The following is a 12,564-nucleotide window of genomic DNA, read 5'->3' as shown; positions in this document are numbered from 1 at the left end:
TAGAGGTTTTTTTTAGCGATGGCATGTCCCAAACATCGTAATATTCTACCTACAGTCTAGCATATTTTTTGAAAAATGGCAAAGGGCAAGAAAAAAGAGACCAAATAAAGCACTTGGTCTCTCGTGTGATTAGCTCAATTCAGCAACGATGGCTTTGATTTGTTCTGCAGTGTGTACTCCAGCAACTTGTTTCACCACTTGGCCGTCTTTTTTGAAGAGAAGGGTTGGGATAGACATGATTCCAAAGGCACGAGCTGTGTTTGGATTTTCATCAACGTCCATTTTAACGATTTTCAAGACATCTTCTGAAAGTTCTTCAGACAATTTGTCCAAGATTGGACCTTGCATACGACATGGACCACACCAAGTTGCCCAGAAGTCTACCAAGACCAAACCGTCTTTTGTTTCTTGTTCAAATGTTGCATCTGTAATTGCTTTTGCCATTGTATTTCTCCTTTTTTAGTTATATTGGCTTAAATCTTGTTTCATGAGATAGAAGAAGACATCTCCATAAGTCCCATGGTAGTCCAAGTCATGACCATTGTAGGTTAATTTTTGGACAGTGTAGTAATCCGCGACGCCGATGAGGCAGGCATGTTGAGAACGTTCAAAGTCTTGGTATGACTCGAATGTCATGGTTCTCTCTTGCTTGCTGGCGTCTAGATAAGTAATTTCGATCATATAAAACTCCTTTGTTGTTTGATCTTGACTTTATTGTACTCCTTGAAAAGAGGAATGTCAAGAAAAATGATTGCGCACGCAACTTTTTTAAAAAATCTGATTACGAAATGAAATCAAGACTCGTTTCCAGACTTTCTTCGACGGCCTTTTGCAGGTAAGCTAGGGTTGTTTGTCCCTCGTCAGTCAGGCAGATAAAACTAGCCCGTCTATCCTGATCACAACATCGGCGACTAAGCAAGCCACAGTTTTTCTCTTCTAGTCGGGCCACCATTCGAGAAACAGCGCTGGGACTGAGATGGAGTTTATCGGGTAAATCAATCTGTCGTAAGGATTTTTCATCAGCTAGATCCAGATAGTAGAGTAGGTAAAACTCTTTTAAGGTCAACCTTTGTTCAGTCTGCTGGGCGATGGTTTCTTCTAACATGGCTTCTATTTCCTTTTGACGGCGGTTGTAGTCAAACCACTTTTCCAAATAGGTCATTGCTTTCTCCTTTCTTTTCAAAGTAAAAATCACAAAGTCATTACTGACTGTCTCTACAACACAAGATGATTGCGCATGCAATGATTATACTACTTTTAACTAATCCTTGCAAGAGAGAAGAATTTCAATATTTCCTTGAAATTTTCTGAAAAAAGAGTAAACTGGTATGCAAGAAGTCTATTTCGTGGAGTTTAGGATGAAATTATATGTTCAATTAATGATTCTCTTTGTGATTTCTCTAATCGGAGAGGGAATTTCTAGTTTCTTTCATCTGCCCATCCCAGGCAGTATTATTGGTTTGATTATTCTCTTTTTAGCCTTACAGTTCAAGTGGCTAAGGACCAGGCATGTCAATATGGTCGGAAATTTCTTGCTGGCCAATATGACCATTCTCTTTTTGCCGCCAGCAGTGGGTATCATGGAAAAGTTTGATGTGATTGCTCCCTATCTCTTGCCCATTGTTTTGATTGTCTTTTTTGCGGCTGTCATCAACATTATCCTCATCGCCCTAGTGGTTCAGTTTATCAAGAGACGATTTGAGGGAGATTATGAGAAGGGAGAAACGAAATGAGTGAATTTGTATCCAATCCTCTGTTTGGGATTGCATTATCTATCCTAGCTTATCTAGTGGGGATGTTGATTTACAGACGTTTTCCCCATCCATTGACAACGCCCTTGCTCTTGTCAGCTATTTTTATTATTATTTTTCTAAAGGTGACGGGTATTTCTTATCAAGACTATTACCAAGGTGGGGTATATCTGAACAACTTGATTGTTCCGTCGACAGTGGCTCTAGGGATTCCGCTTTATAAGAGTTTTCATCTGATGAAGCACCATGCGCGGAGTATTCTCTTTGGTAGTCTGTTAGCAGTAGTTGTCAATACTAGCTTCACTGCCATAGTAGCAAAAATATTTGGTATGGACTTTTTCCTAGCCATTTCTCTCTTTCCCAAGTCAGTGACAACCGCCATGGCAGTGGGAATCACAGAAAAATTGCAAGGATTAACAACTGTAACCTTGGTCGTCGTAGTGGCAACTGGGATTTTGACTAGTGTAATCGGACCAACCCTTTTGAAATGGTTGAAGATCGATGACCCAGTGGCTGTGGGACTTTCTCTTGGAGGAACAGGTCATGCTGTCGGAACGGGAACAGCCTTTCGATACGGCTCAGTAGCAGGAGCCATGGGTGGCTTGGCTATCGGTGTCACTGGTATTCTCTACGTCTTTGTCAGTCCCATCGTAGCCAGTTTGATATTGAGTTAAAAAGCAAGGAAGCTGAGTTCCTTGCTTTTTTCCAATTTTATTTTGTAAGGATTTACTTTTCTTTGCTTAAATGAATGACTTGGTCGTAGCGTTTTAAGTCCTCGTCTGTATAATGGTGAATGACTTCAATGACTGTCTGAGGTAGCGAGAAGAGGAGGTCGCTAATCTTTTTGCTATTCTCTAAGTCAAGATTGGCCTTAATCTCATCAGCCAAGATGAGTTGGCTGTCGTGATAGAGCGCGCGAGCGATTTCGAGTCGTTGTTTCTCGCCACCAGACAGGCTATCGTTGCTAAGAGTTCGATTTTTCAAATGTTCTAAACCAGTTGTCTTGAGGATATGATTCAACCTTTCTTGCTTTTTAGTCATTCCTAGAAGGATATTGTCTTCCAGAGACAGCGTGTCAAAGTAATGGCTATCTTGGAGGATATAGGAGCTAACGCTCGTGATTTCTTGGCGTGATAGGCTTTGGCCAGCAAATGCAATCCGTCCACTGGTCGCAGCCAACTCTCCATGAATGATATTGAGTAAAGTCGTTTTTCCAGAGCCACTTTCACCGATAATGGCAATCTTTTCTCCTTTCTTGATGTGCATGGAAAGAGGGGATAAAAGGACCTGTCCCTCTTTTTCTAGAGAGATATTCTCTAGTTGGACGGGATAAATGTTTTGGAAGGTGCTAGTAGAAATAGGACTAGAATTTGTGAAAAGTACTTGGTACTTTTCACAGAGGTATTGAGTTGCTTTTCGGGTGTTAGTAAAGTAGGCTAATTCTTGGAATTGATAGCCAATATTATGAGAAACGAGATAAATGGCTACAAAACTAGCTGCGTTTAAATAACCATAATAGGTCATAAAACCGCCAATGACAATAGGGGCAACGGAGCAAAAGGCATCGATGCTATTGATAAAGAGACTGTTTAGGGTACGTTGTTTCTCATATCGTATTTCCGCATCCAAACTAGTCTGTAACTGATTTTGATAGCGAGCAAAAAAGAAGTCCTGTCCCTGATAATGACGAATCTGTTGGCTACCGCCAATAAAATTTGTCAAGCTTGATAAGTAGCTCTGGTTAATAGTGGACCGCTTTTCAGAAAGTGAATCTAAACGCTTAGATCCGATGGCACTACAGAGGACAGGGACGGAGTAGAAGAGAATAAAAATCAAGCCTAGGTAAAAATTAGTCCACAGGGCATATAGGATGGAGACGGTTGTGAAACCAAGAGAAGAAATAATGATAACGGTTGGCTCAATATAGCTCTTTTCTAACTGGTTGACGTCGTTTTCTAAATCAGACAAAATATCCTTTTCATCAATATCATAACCGCTGAGGAATCGCTTGAAAATAGCGCTTTTAATTCCATATCTGAAATCAGTAATCAAACGAGCGTAGTAATAGCGTTTTCCAGCTAGCCCCAGTAAGAGGATGAGGTTTCCAAGGATTCCCAGAATCAACACTTTCCAAAGAAGTTCCAGTTCTTGATTGGTAAAACTAGCAACGATACTCTGAATGAGCGCTGGCGTAATAATCGCTTCCAGCCATGTGATTGCAATCGAAAAGAAGTAAAGTGTTAAGTGTTTCTTTGCAACAAACGTTCTAAGCATAAAGAGCTCCCTCCTTATCAATATACAGTAATCACTTTTAAAATTATTATACTCCTTTTTATCCACATTTTCATACAATATATCTAAAAGAAAAGATCTAGCGATACAGAGTCGCTAGACCTTTAACTTATTGCAAGTTAACCTTGTTTTTCAAGATATAGTAGGTACCGAGATAGTAGATAGCTGATAAAAAGAGATCGCGCAGAATTTCTGTACCAACCATCACGTTATAGTCATTTTCAATTCTGAAGAAGAGAGAAACATAACCAATGACGATGGCAATGACGATATAGGCTAAAATTCCCATAGCTGTTCGATACTCGTTAAAGAGTTGCCCGATAGAGATGGAGAGGTAAATGGATAAAATCCATGCGATTGACCCGACAAATAGTGATAGGGCATACAGCCAGCCGTAGCTGAGATAAGGGGAAATGAAGTTATAGAGGGCAGTGAAGTCTTTTTCAATTGGTGTTAAGAAGATGATAATCAATATACTTAAGATAAAGACGATATAGCCTAAGATGGACCAGACAAGACCACCTAAAAGTTTTGCGATGATGATTTGGTGCTCAGAGACAGGCAAGGTCAAGGTCAAGTACCCTTGGCGGTCATAAACACTCCCCTTGAATCTTCGGATGATTAAAAAGATTGTTGCAATCAAAAGAGTGACGCTGAGTCCTCCAAAGACTAGTACTAAAAAGAAGATGAAATAAGCAGCATTGTTAGGATTGTAACTTTGGCTAAGACTGCTAATAAAAGCTCCAATCAAAACTGAAATTGCAAGCACAGCACCGTAGAGTGCCAGATACCACTTATTGACATTTTTAAATTCATAACGAACTAGATTCCAAAACATAATAATCTCCTTTGCTTAGGCTTTAAATTCCTGGCGGAAGAGCTGGTCAATTGATTCACCTGACTCGTAACGAATATCATCAACATTTCCTTGGCGGACGACTTTTCCGTCTTTGAGGAAGATGATCTCATCCAAGATTGGCTCAATATCTGAAATCAAGTGGGTTGAAATCAGCACCGTTGAGGTTGGGGAATAGTTGTTGATGATGGTATTGAGGATATAATCACGGGCAGCTGGATCCACGCCTCCGATTGGTTCGTCAAGAACGTAGAGGCGGGCTTCACGACTCATAACCAGGATGAGTTGGACCTTTTCCTTGTTTCCTTTTGATAGTTTCTTGAGGCGACTGTTTTCATCAATACCGAGATCGGCTAAAAGGTGTTGGGCTCTTTCGAGATTGAAATCTTGATAGAAGGTTTTAAAATAGGTTAGAGCGTCCTTAACCTTCATCTCTTCATTGAGGTAGGTTGTATCTGGTAGATAGGAGACGATCGCCTTGGTAGCAGGACTTGGATCCTGTCCGTTAATGAGGACACGTCCTTTATTTGGTTGAAGGAGGCCATTGATCAGTTTGATCAAGGTTGTTTTTCCGGATCCGTTTGGTCCAAGGAGCCCGACAATCTTTCCGGCTGAGATCTCTAGTGAGATATTGTCAAGTGCCGCAGTTGCTCCATATGATTTTGTTACATTTTCAAGTGCTAGTAGTGTCATAGTCTTAAACTCCTTTAATATAGTCGCTTAATACATTTGGCAGTTCTTCTTTTTTGTAGCCAAATTGGAGCATGCAAGAGACGAAGTGTTGCAGTTGCTCCTCGGAAAGTTGTTTGCGGGACTGAAGGATGAGGTCCAAATCCTGGGTGACAAATCGACCAGTTGTCCGCTTGCTATAAACAAATCCTTCACGCTCGAGGTCAGACAAGGCGCGCTGAATGGTATTGGGATTGACCCCAGCCTCGCTCGCCAAATCTCTCACGGTAGGGAGCTGTTGATTGGGTTCCAGTTCATGGGAAACAATCTGTAATTTGATTTTTTCCATAATCTGTAAATAAATCGGTTTTGTATTATCAAATGACCAGGACATCATAGTCTCCTTTCTTTGTCTTTATTGTTCTAATCAAATAATACAATAAAACAAAAAACTTGTCAAGTAAAAATAAGAATTGTTTTGGGAATTGCTCAAAAAATGGTATAATGAAAAGAAAACGACAAGGAGGGAAATGCATGCGTTGTCCAAAATGTGGGGCTACCAAGTCTAGTGTTGTTGATAGTCGACAAGCCGAAGAAGGAAATACCATCCGTCGAAGACGTGAGTGCGACGAGTGTCAGCATCGTTTTACAACCTATGAACGAGTAGAAGAAAGAACGCTGGTTGTCGTCAAAAAAGACGGTACACGAGAGCAGTTTTCGAGAGATAAAATCTTTAATGGGATTATCCGATCAGCCCAGAAACGCCCTGTTTCGAGTGATGAAATTGGCATGGTGGTCAATCGCATCGAGCAAAAACTCCGTAGTCGCAGTGAGAATGAGATCCAAAGTGAATATATTGGGTCTTTAGTCATGGAAGAATTGGCAGAGCTTGATGAGATTACCTATGTTCGTTTTGCCAGTGTTTACCGTAGCTTTAAGGATGTGAGTGAGTTGGAGAGTTTGCTCCAGCAAATTACCCAGTCCTCTAAAAAGAAAAAGGAAAAATAGATGAAACCAAATGACCGTTTTTCTTTTCTAAAGAATAATCGGGTGTCGCAAGATACCTCTTCTCTGGTGCAGTGCTACCTCCCGATTATCGGTCAGGAGGCACTGAGCCTCTATCTATATACCATTACCTTCTGGGATGGTGGACAAAAGGAACACCTCTTTTCCCATATCCTCAACCACTTAAACTTTGGCATGCCGACCTTGCTCCAATCCTTCAAAGTCTTATCTTCCTTAGATCTGTTGACCCTTTATCAAAGGGGAGAAACTTATGAATTACAGCTTCATTCACCCCTCTCCAGTCAGGATTTTTTAAGTCATTCTGTCTATAGTAGATTATTAGAGAAAAAGATTGGGGATACAGCAGTCGCTTCCATGAAGCAGGCTCCAAGTGAGGGAGAAGCACTCTCTGTTTCTTTGAGCCAAGTCTTTCCAACCCTGACTGAAGAAGTGACACCAAGCGAGTCTAAAAGCAAGTTAAAAAATGATTTTGACTTGGAACATTTCCAGCGCCTGATGGCTCGAGATGGCTTGCGTTTTGAAGACGAGCAAACGGATGTTTTGGAATTGTTTGCTATCGCAGAAGACAAAAAATGGACCTGGTTTGAAACCTATCAATTAGCTAAGGCGACAGCGGTGGCTCAGGTTATTTCTGTCAAACGCATGCGTGAAAAGATTGTGCAAAAGCAGGTCTCTTCTGACTTTAACCCCAAAGAAATGACCATTATCAGGGAAGCCAAAAATAAAACTCCCTTGCATTTTTTAGCGGAAATCAAGCAGACTCGTAAGGGGAATATCACCCAGAGTGAGCGAGAACTCCTTCACCAGATGGCGTCTTTAGGCTTGTTGGACGAAGTCATCAATATCGTCTTACTTCTAACCTTTAACAAGGTTGATTCGGCAAATGTCAATGAAAAATATGCCATGAAGGTTGCCAATGACTATGCTTATCAAAAAATTCGAACAGCAGAGGAGGCTGTGCTTCGGATTCGAGAGCGTCAGCAAAAAGGCCAGGAAGACCAGAAATCGAAAACTAGCTCGACTAAGACCAATGTTCCCAAGTGGAGCAATCCAGAATATAAAAATCAAACCAGCGAGGAAACTCGTCTGGAACTAGAACGCAAAAAACAAGAAATGTTAGCCCGATTAGAAGAAGGAGGAGACTAGATGGAAAGTGTTGGTGACGTTATCAAACGTCAGACAAGTCGTTTTCAGTATCAGGACCTAGTCCAGCAGATTATGAAAGACCCCGATGTAGCGGCTTTTATCCAGAAAGAATCCCTCAGCCCAGAGGAGTTAAATCGTAGCATCTCCAAGTTCAACCAATATATCACAGAACGGGACAAGTTTCTTCGTGGGGATGCGGACTATATAGCGCGTGGCTATAAGCCTATCTTGGTTATGAATCACGGTTATGCGGATGTGTCTTATGAAGAAACACCAGAACTAATCGCGGCTGAAAAAGAGGCTGCAATTAAGAATCGTCTTAAGTTGATCAATCTACCAGCCAGTCTCAAGAAAGCGAAATTGGCTCAGATTGACCTGGATGATCTAGGACGTTTACCGATTTTTGAGAGACTCTATGCCTTTGTTGACCTTTACCCAAGCATCCGAAAGGGCCTCTATCTTTACGGAGATTTTGGTGTTGGAAAGAGTTTCATGATGGCGGCTCTGGCTCATGACCTATCTGAAAAACGTGGGGCATCAACGACGATTCTCCACTATCCAAGCTTTGTCATTGATGTGAAAAATGCCATCGGTGAAGGATCTGTGAAGACCTTGGTGGATGACATCAAGTTAGCAGAAGTCTTGGTCTTGGATGATATTGGTGCAGAGCAGTCAACACCTTGGGTGCGTGATGAGATTCTCCAAGTTATTCTCCAGTATCGTATGCAGGAAGATTTGCCGACCTTCTTTACTTCCAACTTTAATTTCCAAGATTTGGAAAAACATTTTGCCAAAGGAAAGAATGGAAATGACGAGACTTGGGAAGCTAGACGGGTCATGGAACGAATCCGTTATTTGGCTGAGGAGACAAGACTAGAAGGAGAAAATCGTCGATGACAGAAACCATTAAACTGATGAAAGCTCATACTTCAGTTCGTCGCTTTAAGGAGGAAGAAATTCCTCAAGCAGACTTGGACGAGATTTTGACTGCTGGACAAATGGCGTCATCTTGGAAAAATTTCCAATCCTACTCTGTGATTCTTGTGCGCAGTCAAGAGAAGAAAGAGGCTCTTTATGAATTGGTTCCCCAGGAAGCCATTCGCCAGTCAGCAGCCTTTTTGCTCTTTGTTGGTGACTTGAATCGAGCTGAAAAGGGAGCAAGCCTTCATACGGACACTTTCCAACCTCAAGGGGTAGAAGGTCTCCTTATCACGTCTGTGGACGCTGCGCTTGCGGGGCAAAATACCTTGCTTGCAGCAGAGAGTCTGGGATATGGTGGTGTTATCATCGGTTTGGTCCGTTATAAGTCAGAAGAAGTGGCAGAGCTTTTTAACCTGCCTGACTATACCTACCCTGTTTTTGGGATTGCCCTTGGCGTGCCAGATCAACAACATGATGTCAAACCAAGACTGCCTTTGAACCAAGTGGTATTTGAAGAAGAATACCAAGAACAGCCAGTAGCGGCGATTTTGGACTATGACAAAGTACAGGCAGACTATGCTGGTACGCGTGCGACGACCTCTTGGAGTCAACGTTTGGCAGAGCAGTTTGGTCAAGTCGAACCTAGTTCAACTCGGAAGAATCTAGAACAGAAAAAGTTATTGTAGAAAGTGAGAAAACATGGCCTTACCAACTATTGCCATTGTGGGACGTCCCAATGTTGGGAAATCAACCCTATTTAATCGGATCGCTGGTGAGCGGATCTCAATCGTAGAAGATGTCGAGGGTGTGACACGTGACCGTATCTATGCAACGGGTGAGTGGCTCAATCGTTCCTTTAGTATGATTGATACTGGAGGGATTGACGATGTCGATGCTCCCTTCATGGAACAAATCAAGCACCAGGCAGAAATCGCTATGGAAGAAGCCGATGTCATCGTCTTTGTGGTGTCTGGGAAAGAAGGAATTACGGATGCGGATGAATACGTTGCCCGCAAACTCTATAAAACCCATAAACCTGTTATCCTTGCCGTTAACAAGGTTGACAACCCAGAAATGCGAAATGATATTTTTGATTTCTATGCGCTAGGCTTGGGCGAACCGTTGCCAATTTCGTCTGTCCACGGTATCGGTACGGGTGATGTACTGGATGCCATCGTGGAAAATCTACCACACGAAGTTGAAGAAGAAAATCCAGACGTGATTAAATTTAGCTTGATTGGCCGTCCTAACGTTGGAAAATCAAGTTTGATCAACGCTATTTTGGGAGAAGACCGCGTGATTGCTAGTCCAGTAGCTGGAACAACGCGTGACGCCATTGATACCCATTTTACAGATACGGATGGACAAGAGTTTACCATGATTGATACAGCTGGTATGCGTAAGTCTGGTAAAGTCTATGAAAATACGGAGAAATATTCTGTCATGCGTGCCATGCGTGCCATTGACCGTTCTGACGTGGTCTTGATGGTCCTCAATGCCGAAGAAGGTATCCGTGAGTACGACAAGCGTATCGCAGGTTTTGCTCATGAAGCCGGTAAAGGGATGATTATCGTGGTCAACAAGTGGGATACTCTTGAAAAAGACAACCACACCATGAAGAAATGGGAAGAAGATATCCGTGAGCAGTTCCAATATCTGCCTTATGCACCGATTGTCTTTGTATCAGCTTTGACCAAGCAACGTCTCCATAAACTGCCTGAGATGATTAAGCAAATCAGTGAAAGCCAAAACACCCGTATTCCTTCAGCAGTTTTGAACGATGTCATTATGGATGCCATTGCTATCAATCCAACACCGACAGACAAAGGGAAACGCCTCAAGATTTTCTACGCTACCCAAGTGGCAACCAAGCCACCAACCTTTGTCATCTTTGTCAATGAAGAAGAACTCATGCACTTCTCTTACTTGCGTTTCTTAGAAAATCAAATCCGCAAGGCCTTTGTCTTTGAGGGAACACCGATTCACTTGATTGCAAGAAAACGCAAGTAAACCTTGCTTGTTTTTCTACAAAAATAAACTAAAAGAAGACTTCATAGTCTTCTTTTTTCTATACTAAAAGGGGAGAAAAGAACCTGCCAAATTGGGGGAGAATCTGTCATCAAATTTCAATCATTTTCCTAGATTTTGTAATCTATTTGTAATGAAAATGCACTTTTTTTGTAAAAATCAAAATGCTATAATTCCTTAAATCAATTTTCCTTTATCAGGGAGGTTATTATGAAAAAAAGCAGATTATTTAAACATAGTTTGTTGGTTCGCTTGCTTGGGTTGCTGATGGTCTTTCTCTTCTTATCAGCATTCACAGCACCTGAAAAACCTGAGTACGGAATCTATGATCCCAATCACTATCTGACTGATGATACAATCAGACTGATCCAAGGCTTGAATAAGGTAAATAGTCAAAAAGCAGAAAAATTCCAGATGGGTGTTTACATTGTGAAAAGCCTGGATGGAGAAACAATCGAAACTGTAGCTAACGAAACAGCTAGAGCTTGGAAGATTGGCTACTCGGGAGACAACAACGGCGCCTTGATTGTGGTCGCTGTTGAGGATAGAAAATCACGGATTGAAACCAGTAATAATGTGGCCAGTAAGATCACGGACTATCAGACCAATAGATTTTTGAAAACAGCACGACCTTACTTTCAAAAGGGAGACTACAGCAATGGAGTTCTTTCTATAGCAAACAATCTCAACTACATGTTTTATAGTGGATCGAGTACGACTGCTTCAAGTTCTAAAAGTAGCTACGGCTACACTAGCAACTCTAGTCGCTTAAGGGAACTTGAAAGGTATGCTGGTGAGAGCAGTTCTTCGAGACGGCATCGAAAAAGCAGTTCGAGTGATGGAGTTATCGGATTTGGAATTCTCATTTACTTCATCGTGATGATCATCGGATTTATATCTGGAGGTCGTGGTGGTGGTTCACATGGCGATGATTCTGGCGGTGGCTGGTGGGGCGGCGACTCATCAGATTCAGGATCTTCTTGGTCTGACTCAGGCTCCGACTCATCTGGAGGCTGGGACGGCGGTGGCTTTGATGGCGGCGGTTCGTCTGATGACTGGTGAGTAATCGTATATAGCTCAAACCGATTTCTCCATTCAGTAAGGTGACTCCTTTGCAAGAGTTCACTCCTTAATTAAAAATAAAAACAAAGTTTGGGAAATTGATTTAAAATCTGAGTATTTTCTCAGAAAAGTTTATAAAAGAAAGTGTTAAGGTTTTGATATGAAACAAAATAAAGTAATTCTCTCAATAGTGGCGATCTTTTTTGGACTACTAGTTCTGGGAAGTTGTTCCGCAGTGACGACCTATAATGGTCTGGTTGGTGAACAGACTAAAGTGGAGCAGGCTCAGGCCGATGTCTCGACAGCCCTCCAACGTCGTTCGGACTTGATTGGTAACTTGGTGGAGTCCGTTAAAGGACAAATGAATCATGAAACCGAAGTCTTTACCAAGATTGCTGATGCTAGAGCTAAAATCGGTAGTAGCTCAGTAACTTCGGAAGAAAACCAAAAGGCTCAGGGAGAATTGAGCTCTGCTCTTTCCCGCTTGATTTCCTTGACGGAGAATTATCCAGAACTCAAGAGCAATCAAAATGTTGAGCAACTAATGGTCGAACTTTCAGGCAGTGAAAATCGTATCTTTGTAGCACGTAAGGATTATAATAAAGTCGCAGCCGAGTACAATCAAAAGTTGAGAAGTTTTCCAACCGTGCTTTTTGCGAATATGATGAACTTTAAAGAAGCTGAAACCTTTAAAGAAACAGAAGAAGCCAAGACAGTTCCTAAGGTCGATTTTGGAACATCTTCATCAAGTCAATAAAGTGAATCAGCCTATGAATAAAGGAATTTCTCTAGTATGACTAGTGATTTCAAACT

Annotated in this window: 16 protein-coding genes; 9 read left to right on the top strand and 7 right to left on the bottom strand. The window is 41.7% G+C overall.

What is annotated here, in order from left to right; genetic code table 11:
• Positions 1-129 precede the first annotated feature (129 nt).
• The 3 genes from trxA to HMPREF8578_RS11720 all read right to left on the bottom strand — a co-directional run bounded on the left by trxA (position 130) and on the right by HMPREF8578_RS11720 (position 1,162).
• Positions 130-444: a thioredoxin gene (trxA, locus tag HMPREF8578_RS11730; RefSeq protein ID WP_001029581.1), complete on the bottom strand. Its 315-nt coding sequence runs from the start codon at positions 442-444 to the stop codon at positions 130-132.
• Between the two features lie 15 nt (positions 445-459).
• On the bottom strand, positions 460-681 hold the full coding sequence (locus HMPREF8578_RS11725) for a DUF4649 family protein (RefSeq protein WP_000570263.1): 222 nt from the start codon (positions 679-681) through the stop codon (positions 460-462).
• A 100-nt stretch (positions 682-781) separates the two neighbouring features.
• Positions 782-1,162: a MarR family winged helix-turn-helix transcriptional regulator gene (locus tag HMPREF8578_RS11720; RefSeq protein WP_000221642.1), complete on the bottom strand. Its 381-nt coding sequence runs from the start codon at positions 1,160-1,162 to the stop codon at positions 782-784.
• Between the two features lie 196 nt (positions 1,163-1,358).
• On the opposite strand from HMPREF8578_RS11720, the gene HMPREF8578_RS11715 reads away from it, so the two are divergent.
• Positions 1,359-1,733: a CidA/LrgA family protein gene (locus HMPREF8578_RS11715; RefSeq protein WP_000781326.1), complete on the top strand. Its 375-nt coding sequence runs from the start codon at positions 1,359-1,361 to the stop codon at positions 1,731-1,733.
• The gene (locus tag HMPREF8578_RS11710; RefSeq protein ID WP_001288937.1) at positions 1,730-2,425 is read left to right on the top strand and encodes an LrgB family protein; all 696 of its coding nucleotides are present in this window, start codon (positions 1,730-1,732) and stop codon (positions 2,423-2,425) included. The genes HMPREF8578_RS11715 and HMPREF8578_RS11710 overlap by 4 nt, the downstream gene beginning before the upstream one ends.
• A gap of 52 nt (positions 2,426-2,477) precedes the next feature.
• On the opposite strand, the gene gggC is transcribed toward HMPREF8578_RS11710, so the two are convergent.
• The 4 genes from gggC to HMPREF8578_RS11690 all read right to left on the bottom strand — a co-directional run bounded on the left by gggC (position 2,478) and on the right by HMPREF8578_RS11690 (position 5,962).
• Positions 2,478-4,025: a streptosactin export ABC transporter GggC gene (gene gggC / locus HMPREF8578_RS11705; protein WP_000946536.1), complete on the bottom strand. Its 1,548-nt coding sequence runs from the start codon at positions 4,023-4,025 to the stop codon at positions 2,478-2,480.
• A gap of 127 nt (positions 4,026-4,152) precedes the next feature.
• Positions 4,153-4,881: a hypothetical protein gene (locus HMPREF8578_RS11700; RefSeq protein WP_000498771.1), complete on the bottom strand. Its 729-nt coding sequence runs from the start codon at positions 4,879-4,881 to the stop codon at positions 4,153-4,155.
• Between the two features lie 15 nt (positions 4,882-4,896).
• Positions 4,897-5,592 carry an ABC transporter ATP-binding protein gene (locus HMPREF8578_RS11695; RefSeq protein ID WP_000173188.1) on the bottom strand — a complete coding sequence of 232 codons (696 nt, stop codon included), beginning with the start codon at positions 5,590-5,592 and terminating at the stop codon, positions 4,897-4,899.
• 4 nt (positions 5,593-5,596) lie between these two features.
• A complete protein-coding gene (locus tag HMPREF8578_RS11690) occupies positions 5,597-5,962 on the bottom strand; it encodes a GntR family transcriptional regulator (protein ID WP_000119118.1) in 366 nt (121 codons plus the stop codon).
• A 140-nt stretch (positions 5,963-6,102) separates the two neighbouring features.
• Between HMPREF8578_RS11690 and nrdR the strand changes: the two genes are divergently transcribed.
• From nrdR to HMPREF8578_RS11655, 7 genes are all read left to right on the top strand, one after another.
• Positions 6,103-6,576: a transcriptional regulator NrdR gene (gene nrdR, locus HMPREF8578_RS11685; RefSeq protein ID WP_001203676.1), complete on the top strand. Its 474-nt coding sequence runs from the start codon at positions 6,103-6,105 to the stop codon at positions 6,574-6,576.
• The gene (locus HMPREF8578_RS11680; protein ID WP_000803931.1) at positions 6,577-7,740 is read left to right on the top strand and encodes a DnaD domain protein; all 1,164 of its coding nucleotides are present in this window, start codon (positions 6,577-6,579) and stop codon (positions 7,738-7,740) included. It begins immediately after the preceding gene.
• The gene (gene dnaI, locus HMPREF8578_RS11675) at positions 7,741-8,637 is read left to right on the top strand and encodes a primosomal protein DnaI (RefSeq protein ID WP_000446484.1); all 897 of its coding nucleotides are present in this window, start codon (positions 7,741-7,743) and stop codon (positions 8,635-8,637) included.
• Complete coding sequence (locus HMPREF8578_RS11670) at positions 8,634-9,347, top strand: NADPH-dependent oxidoreductase (RefSeq protein WP_000140817.1); 714 nt, start codon at positions 8,634-8,636, stop codon at positions 9,345-9,347. The genes dnaI and HMPREF8578_RS11670 overlap by 4 nt, the downstream gene beginning before the upstream one ends.
• A 13-nt stretch (positions 9,348-9,360) precedes the next feature.
• Positions 9,361-10,671 carry a ribosome biogenesis GTPase Der gene (gene der / locus HMPREF8578_RS11665; protein WP_001207688.1) on the top strand — a complete coding sequence of 437 codons (1,311 nt, stop codon included), beginning with the start codon at positions 9,361-9,363 and terminating at the stop codon, positions 10,669-10,671.
• A 228-nt stretch (positions 10,672-10,899) separates the two neighbouring features.
• Complete coding sequence (locus tag HMPREF8578_RS11660) at positions 10,900-11,751, top strand: TPM domain-containing protein (protein ID WP_000749682.1); 852 nt, start codon at positions 10,900-10,902, stop codon at positions 11,749-11,751.
• A gap of 160 nt (positions 11,752-11,911) precedes the next feature.
• A complete protein-coding gene (locus tag HMPREF8578_RS11655; protein ID WP_000812473.1) occupies positions 11,912-12,508 on the top strand; it encodes a LemA family protein in 597 nt (198 codons plus the stop codon).
• Positions 12,509-12,564: the final 56 nt, after the last annotated feature.

It is taken from the genome of Streptococcus oralis ATCC 49296 (assembly GCF_000185265.1).
Classification (GTDB): Bacteria; Bacillota; Bacilli; order Lactobacillales; family Streptococcaceae; genus Streptococcus; species Streptococcus oralis_BC.
This window is presented reverse-complemented; position numbering and strand designations above follow the sequence as displayed.

What these genes read in the sequence shown, in the direction of transcription:
- trxA (WP_001029581.1), bottom strand. Translation starts at nt 444, where the DNA reads ATGGCAAAAGCAATTACAGATGCAACATTTGAACAAGAAACAAAAGAC.
- HMPREF8578_RS11725 (WP_000570263.1), bottom strand. Translation starts at nt 681, where the DNA reads ATGATCGAAATTACTTATCTAGACGCCAGCAAGCAAGAGAGAACCATG.
- HMPREF8578_RS11720 (WP_000221642.1), bottom strand. Translation starts at nt 1,162, where the DNA reads ATGACCTATTTGGAAAAGTGGTTTGACTACAACCGCCGTCAAAAGGAA.
- HMPREF8578_RS11715 (WP_000781326.1), top strand. Translation starts at nt 1,359, where the DNA reads ATGAAATTATATGTTCAATTAATGATTCTCTTTGTGATTTCTCTAATC.
- HMPREF8578_RS11710 (WP_001288937.1), top strand. Translation starts at nt 1,730, where the DNA reads ATGAGTGAATTTGTATCCAATCCTCTGTTTGGGATTGCATTATCTATC.
- gggC (WP_000946536.1), bottom strand. Translation starts at nt 4,025, where the DNA reads ATGCTTAGAACGTTTGTTGCAAAGAAACACTTAACACTTTACTTCTTT.
- HMPREF8578_RS11700 (WP_000498771.1), bottom strand. Translation starts at nt 4,881, where the DNA reads ATGTTTTGGAATCTAGTTCGTTATGAATTTAAAAATGTCAATAAGTGG.
- HMPREF8578_RS11695 (WP_000173188.1), bottom strand. Translation starts at nt 5,592, where the DNA reads ATGACACTACTAGCACTTGAAAATGTAACAAAATCATATGGAGCAACT.
- HMPREF8578_RS11690 (WP_000119118.1), bottom strand. Translation starts at nt 5,962, where the DNA reads ATGTCCTGGTCATTTGATAATACAAAACCGATTTATTTACAGATTATG.
- nrdR (WP_001203676.1), top strand. Translation starts at nt 6,103, where the DNA reads ATGCGTTGTCCAAAATGTGGGGCTACCAAGTCTAGTGTTGTTGATAGT.
- HMPREF8578_RS11680 (WP_000803931.1), top strand. Translation starts at nt 6,577, where the DNA reads ATGAAACCAAATGACCGTTTTTCTTTTCTAAAGAATAATCGGGTGTCG.
- dnaI (WP_000446484.1), top strand. Translation starts at nt 7,741, where the DNA reads ATGGAAAGTGTTGGTGACGTTATCAAACGTCAGACAAGTCGTTTTCAG.
- HMPREF8578_RS11670 (WP_000140817.1), top strand. Translation starts at nt 8,634, where the DNA reads ATGACAGAAACCATTAAACTGATGAAAGCTCATACTTCAGTTCGTCGC.
- der (WP_001207688.1), top strand. Translation starts at nt 9,361, where the DNA reads ATGGCCTTACCAACTATTGCCATTGTGGGACGTCCCAATGTTGGGAAA.
- HMPREF8578_RS11660 (WP_000749682.1), top strand. Translation starts at nt 10,900, where the DNA reads ATGAAAAAAAGCAGATTATTTAAACATAGTTTGTTGGTTCGCTTGCTT.
- HMPREF8578_RS11655 (WP_000812473.1), top strand. Translation starts at nt 11,912, where the DNA reads ATGAAACAAAATAAAGTAATTCTCTCAATAGTGGCGATCTTTTTTGGA.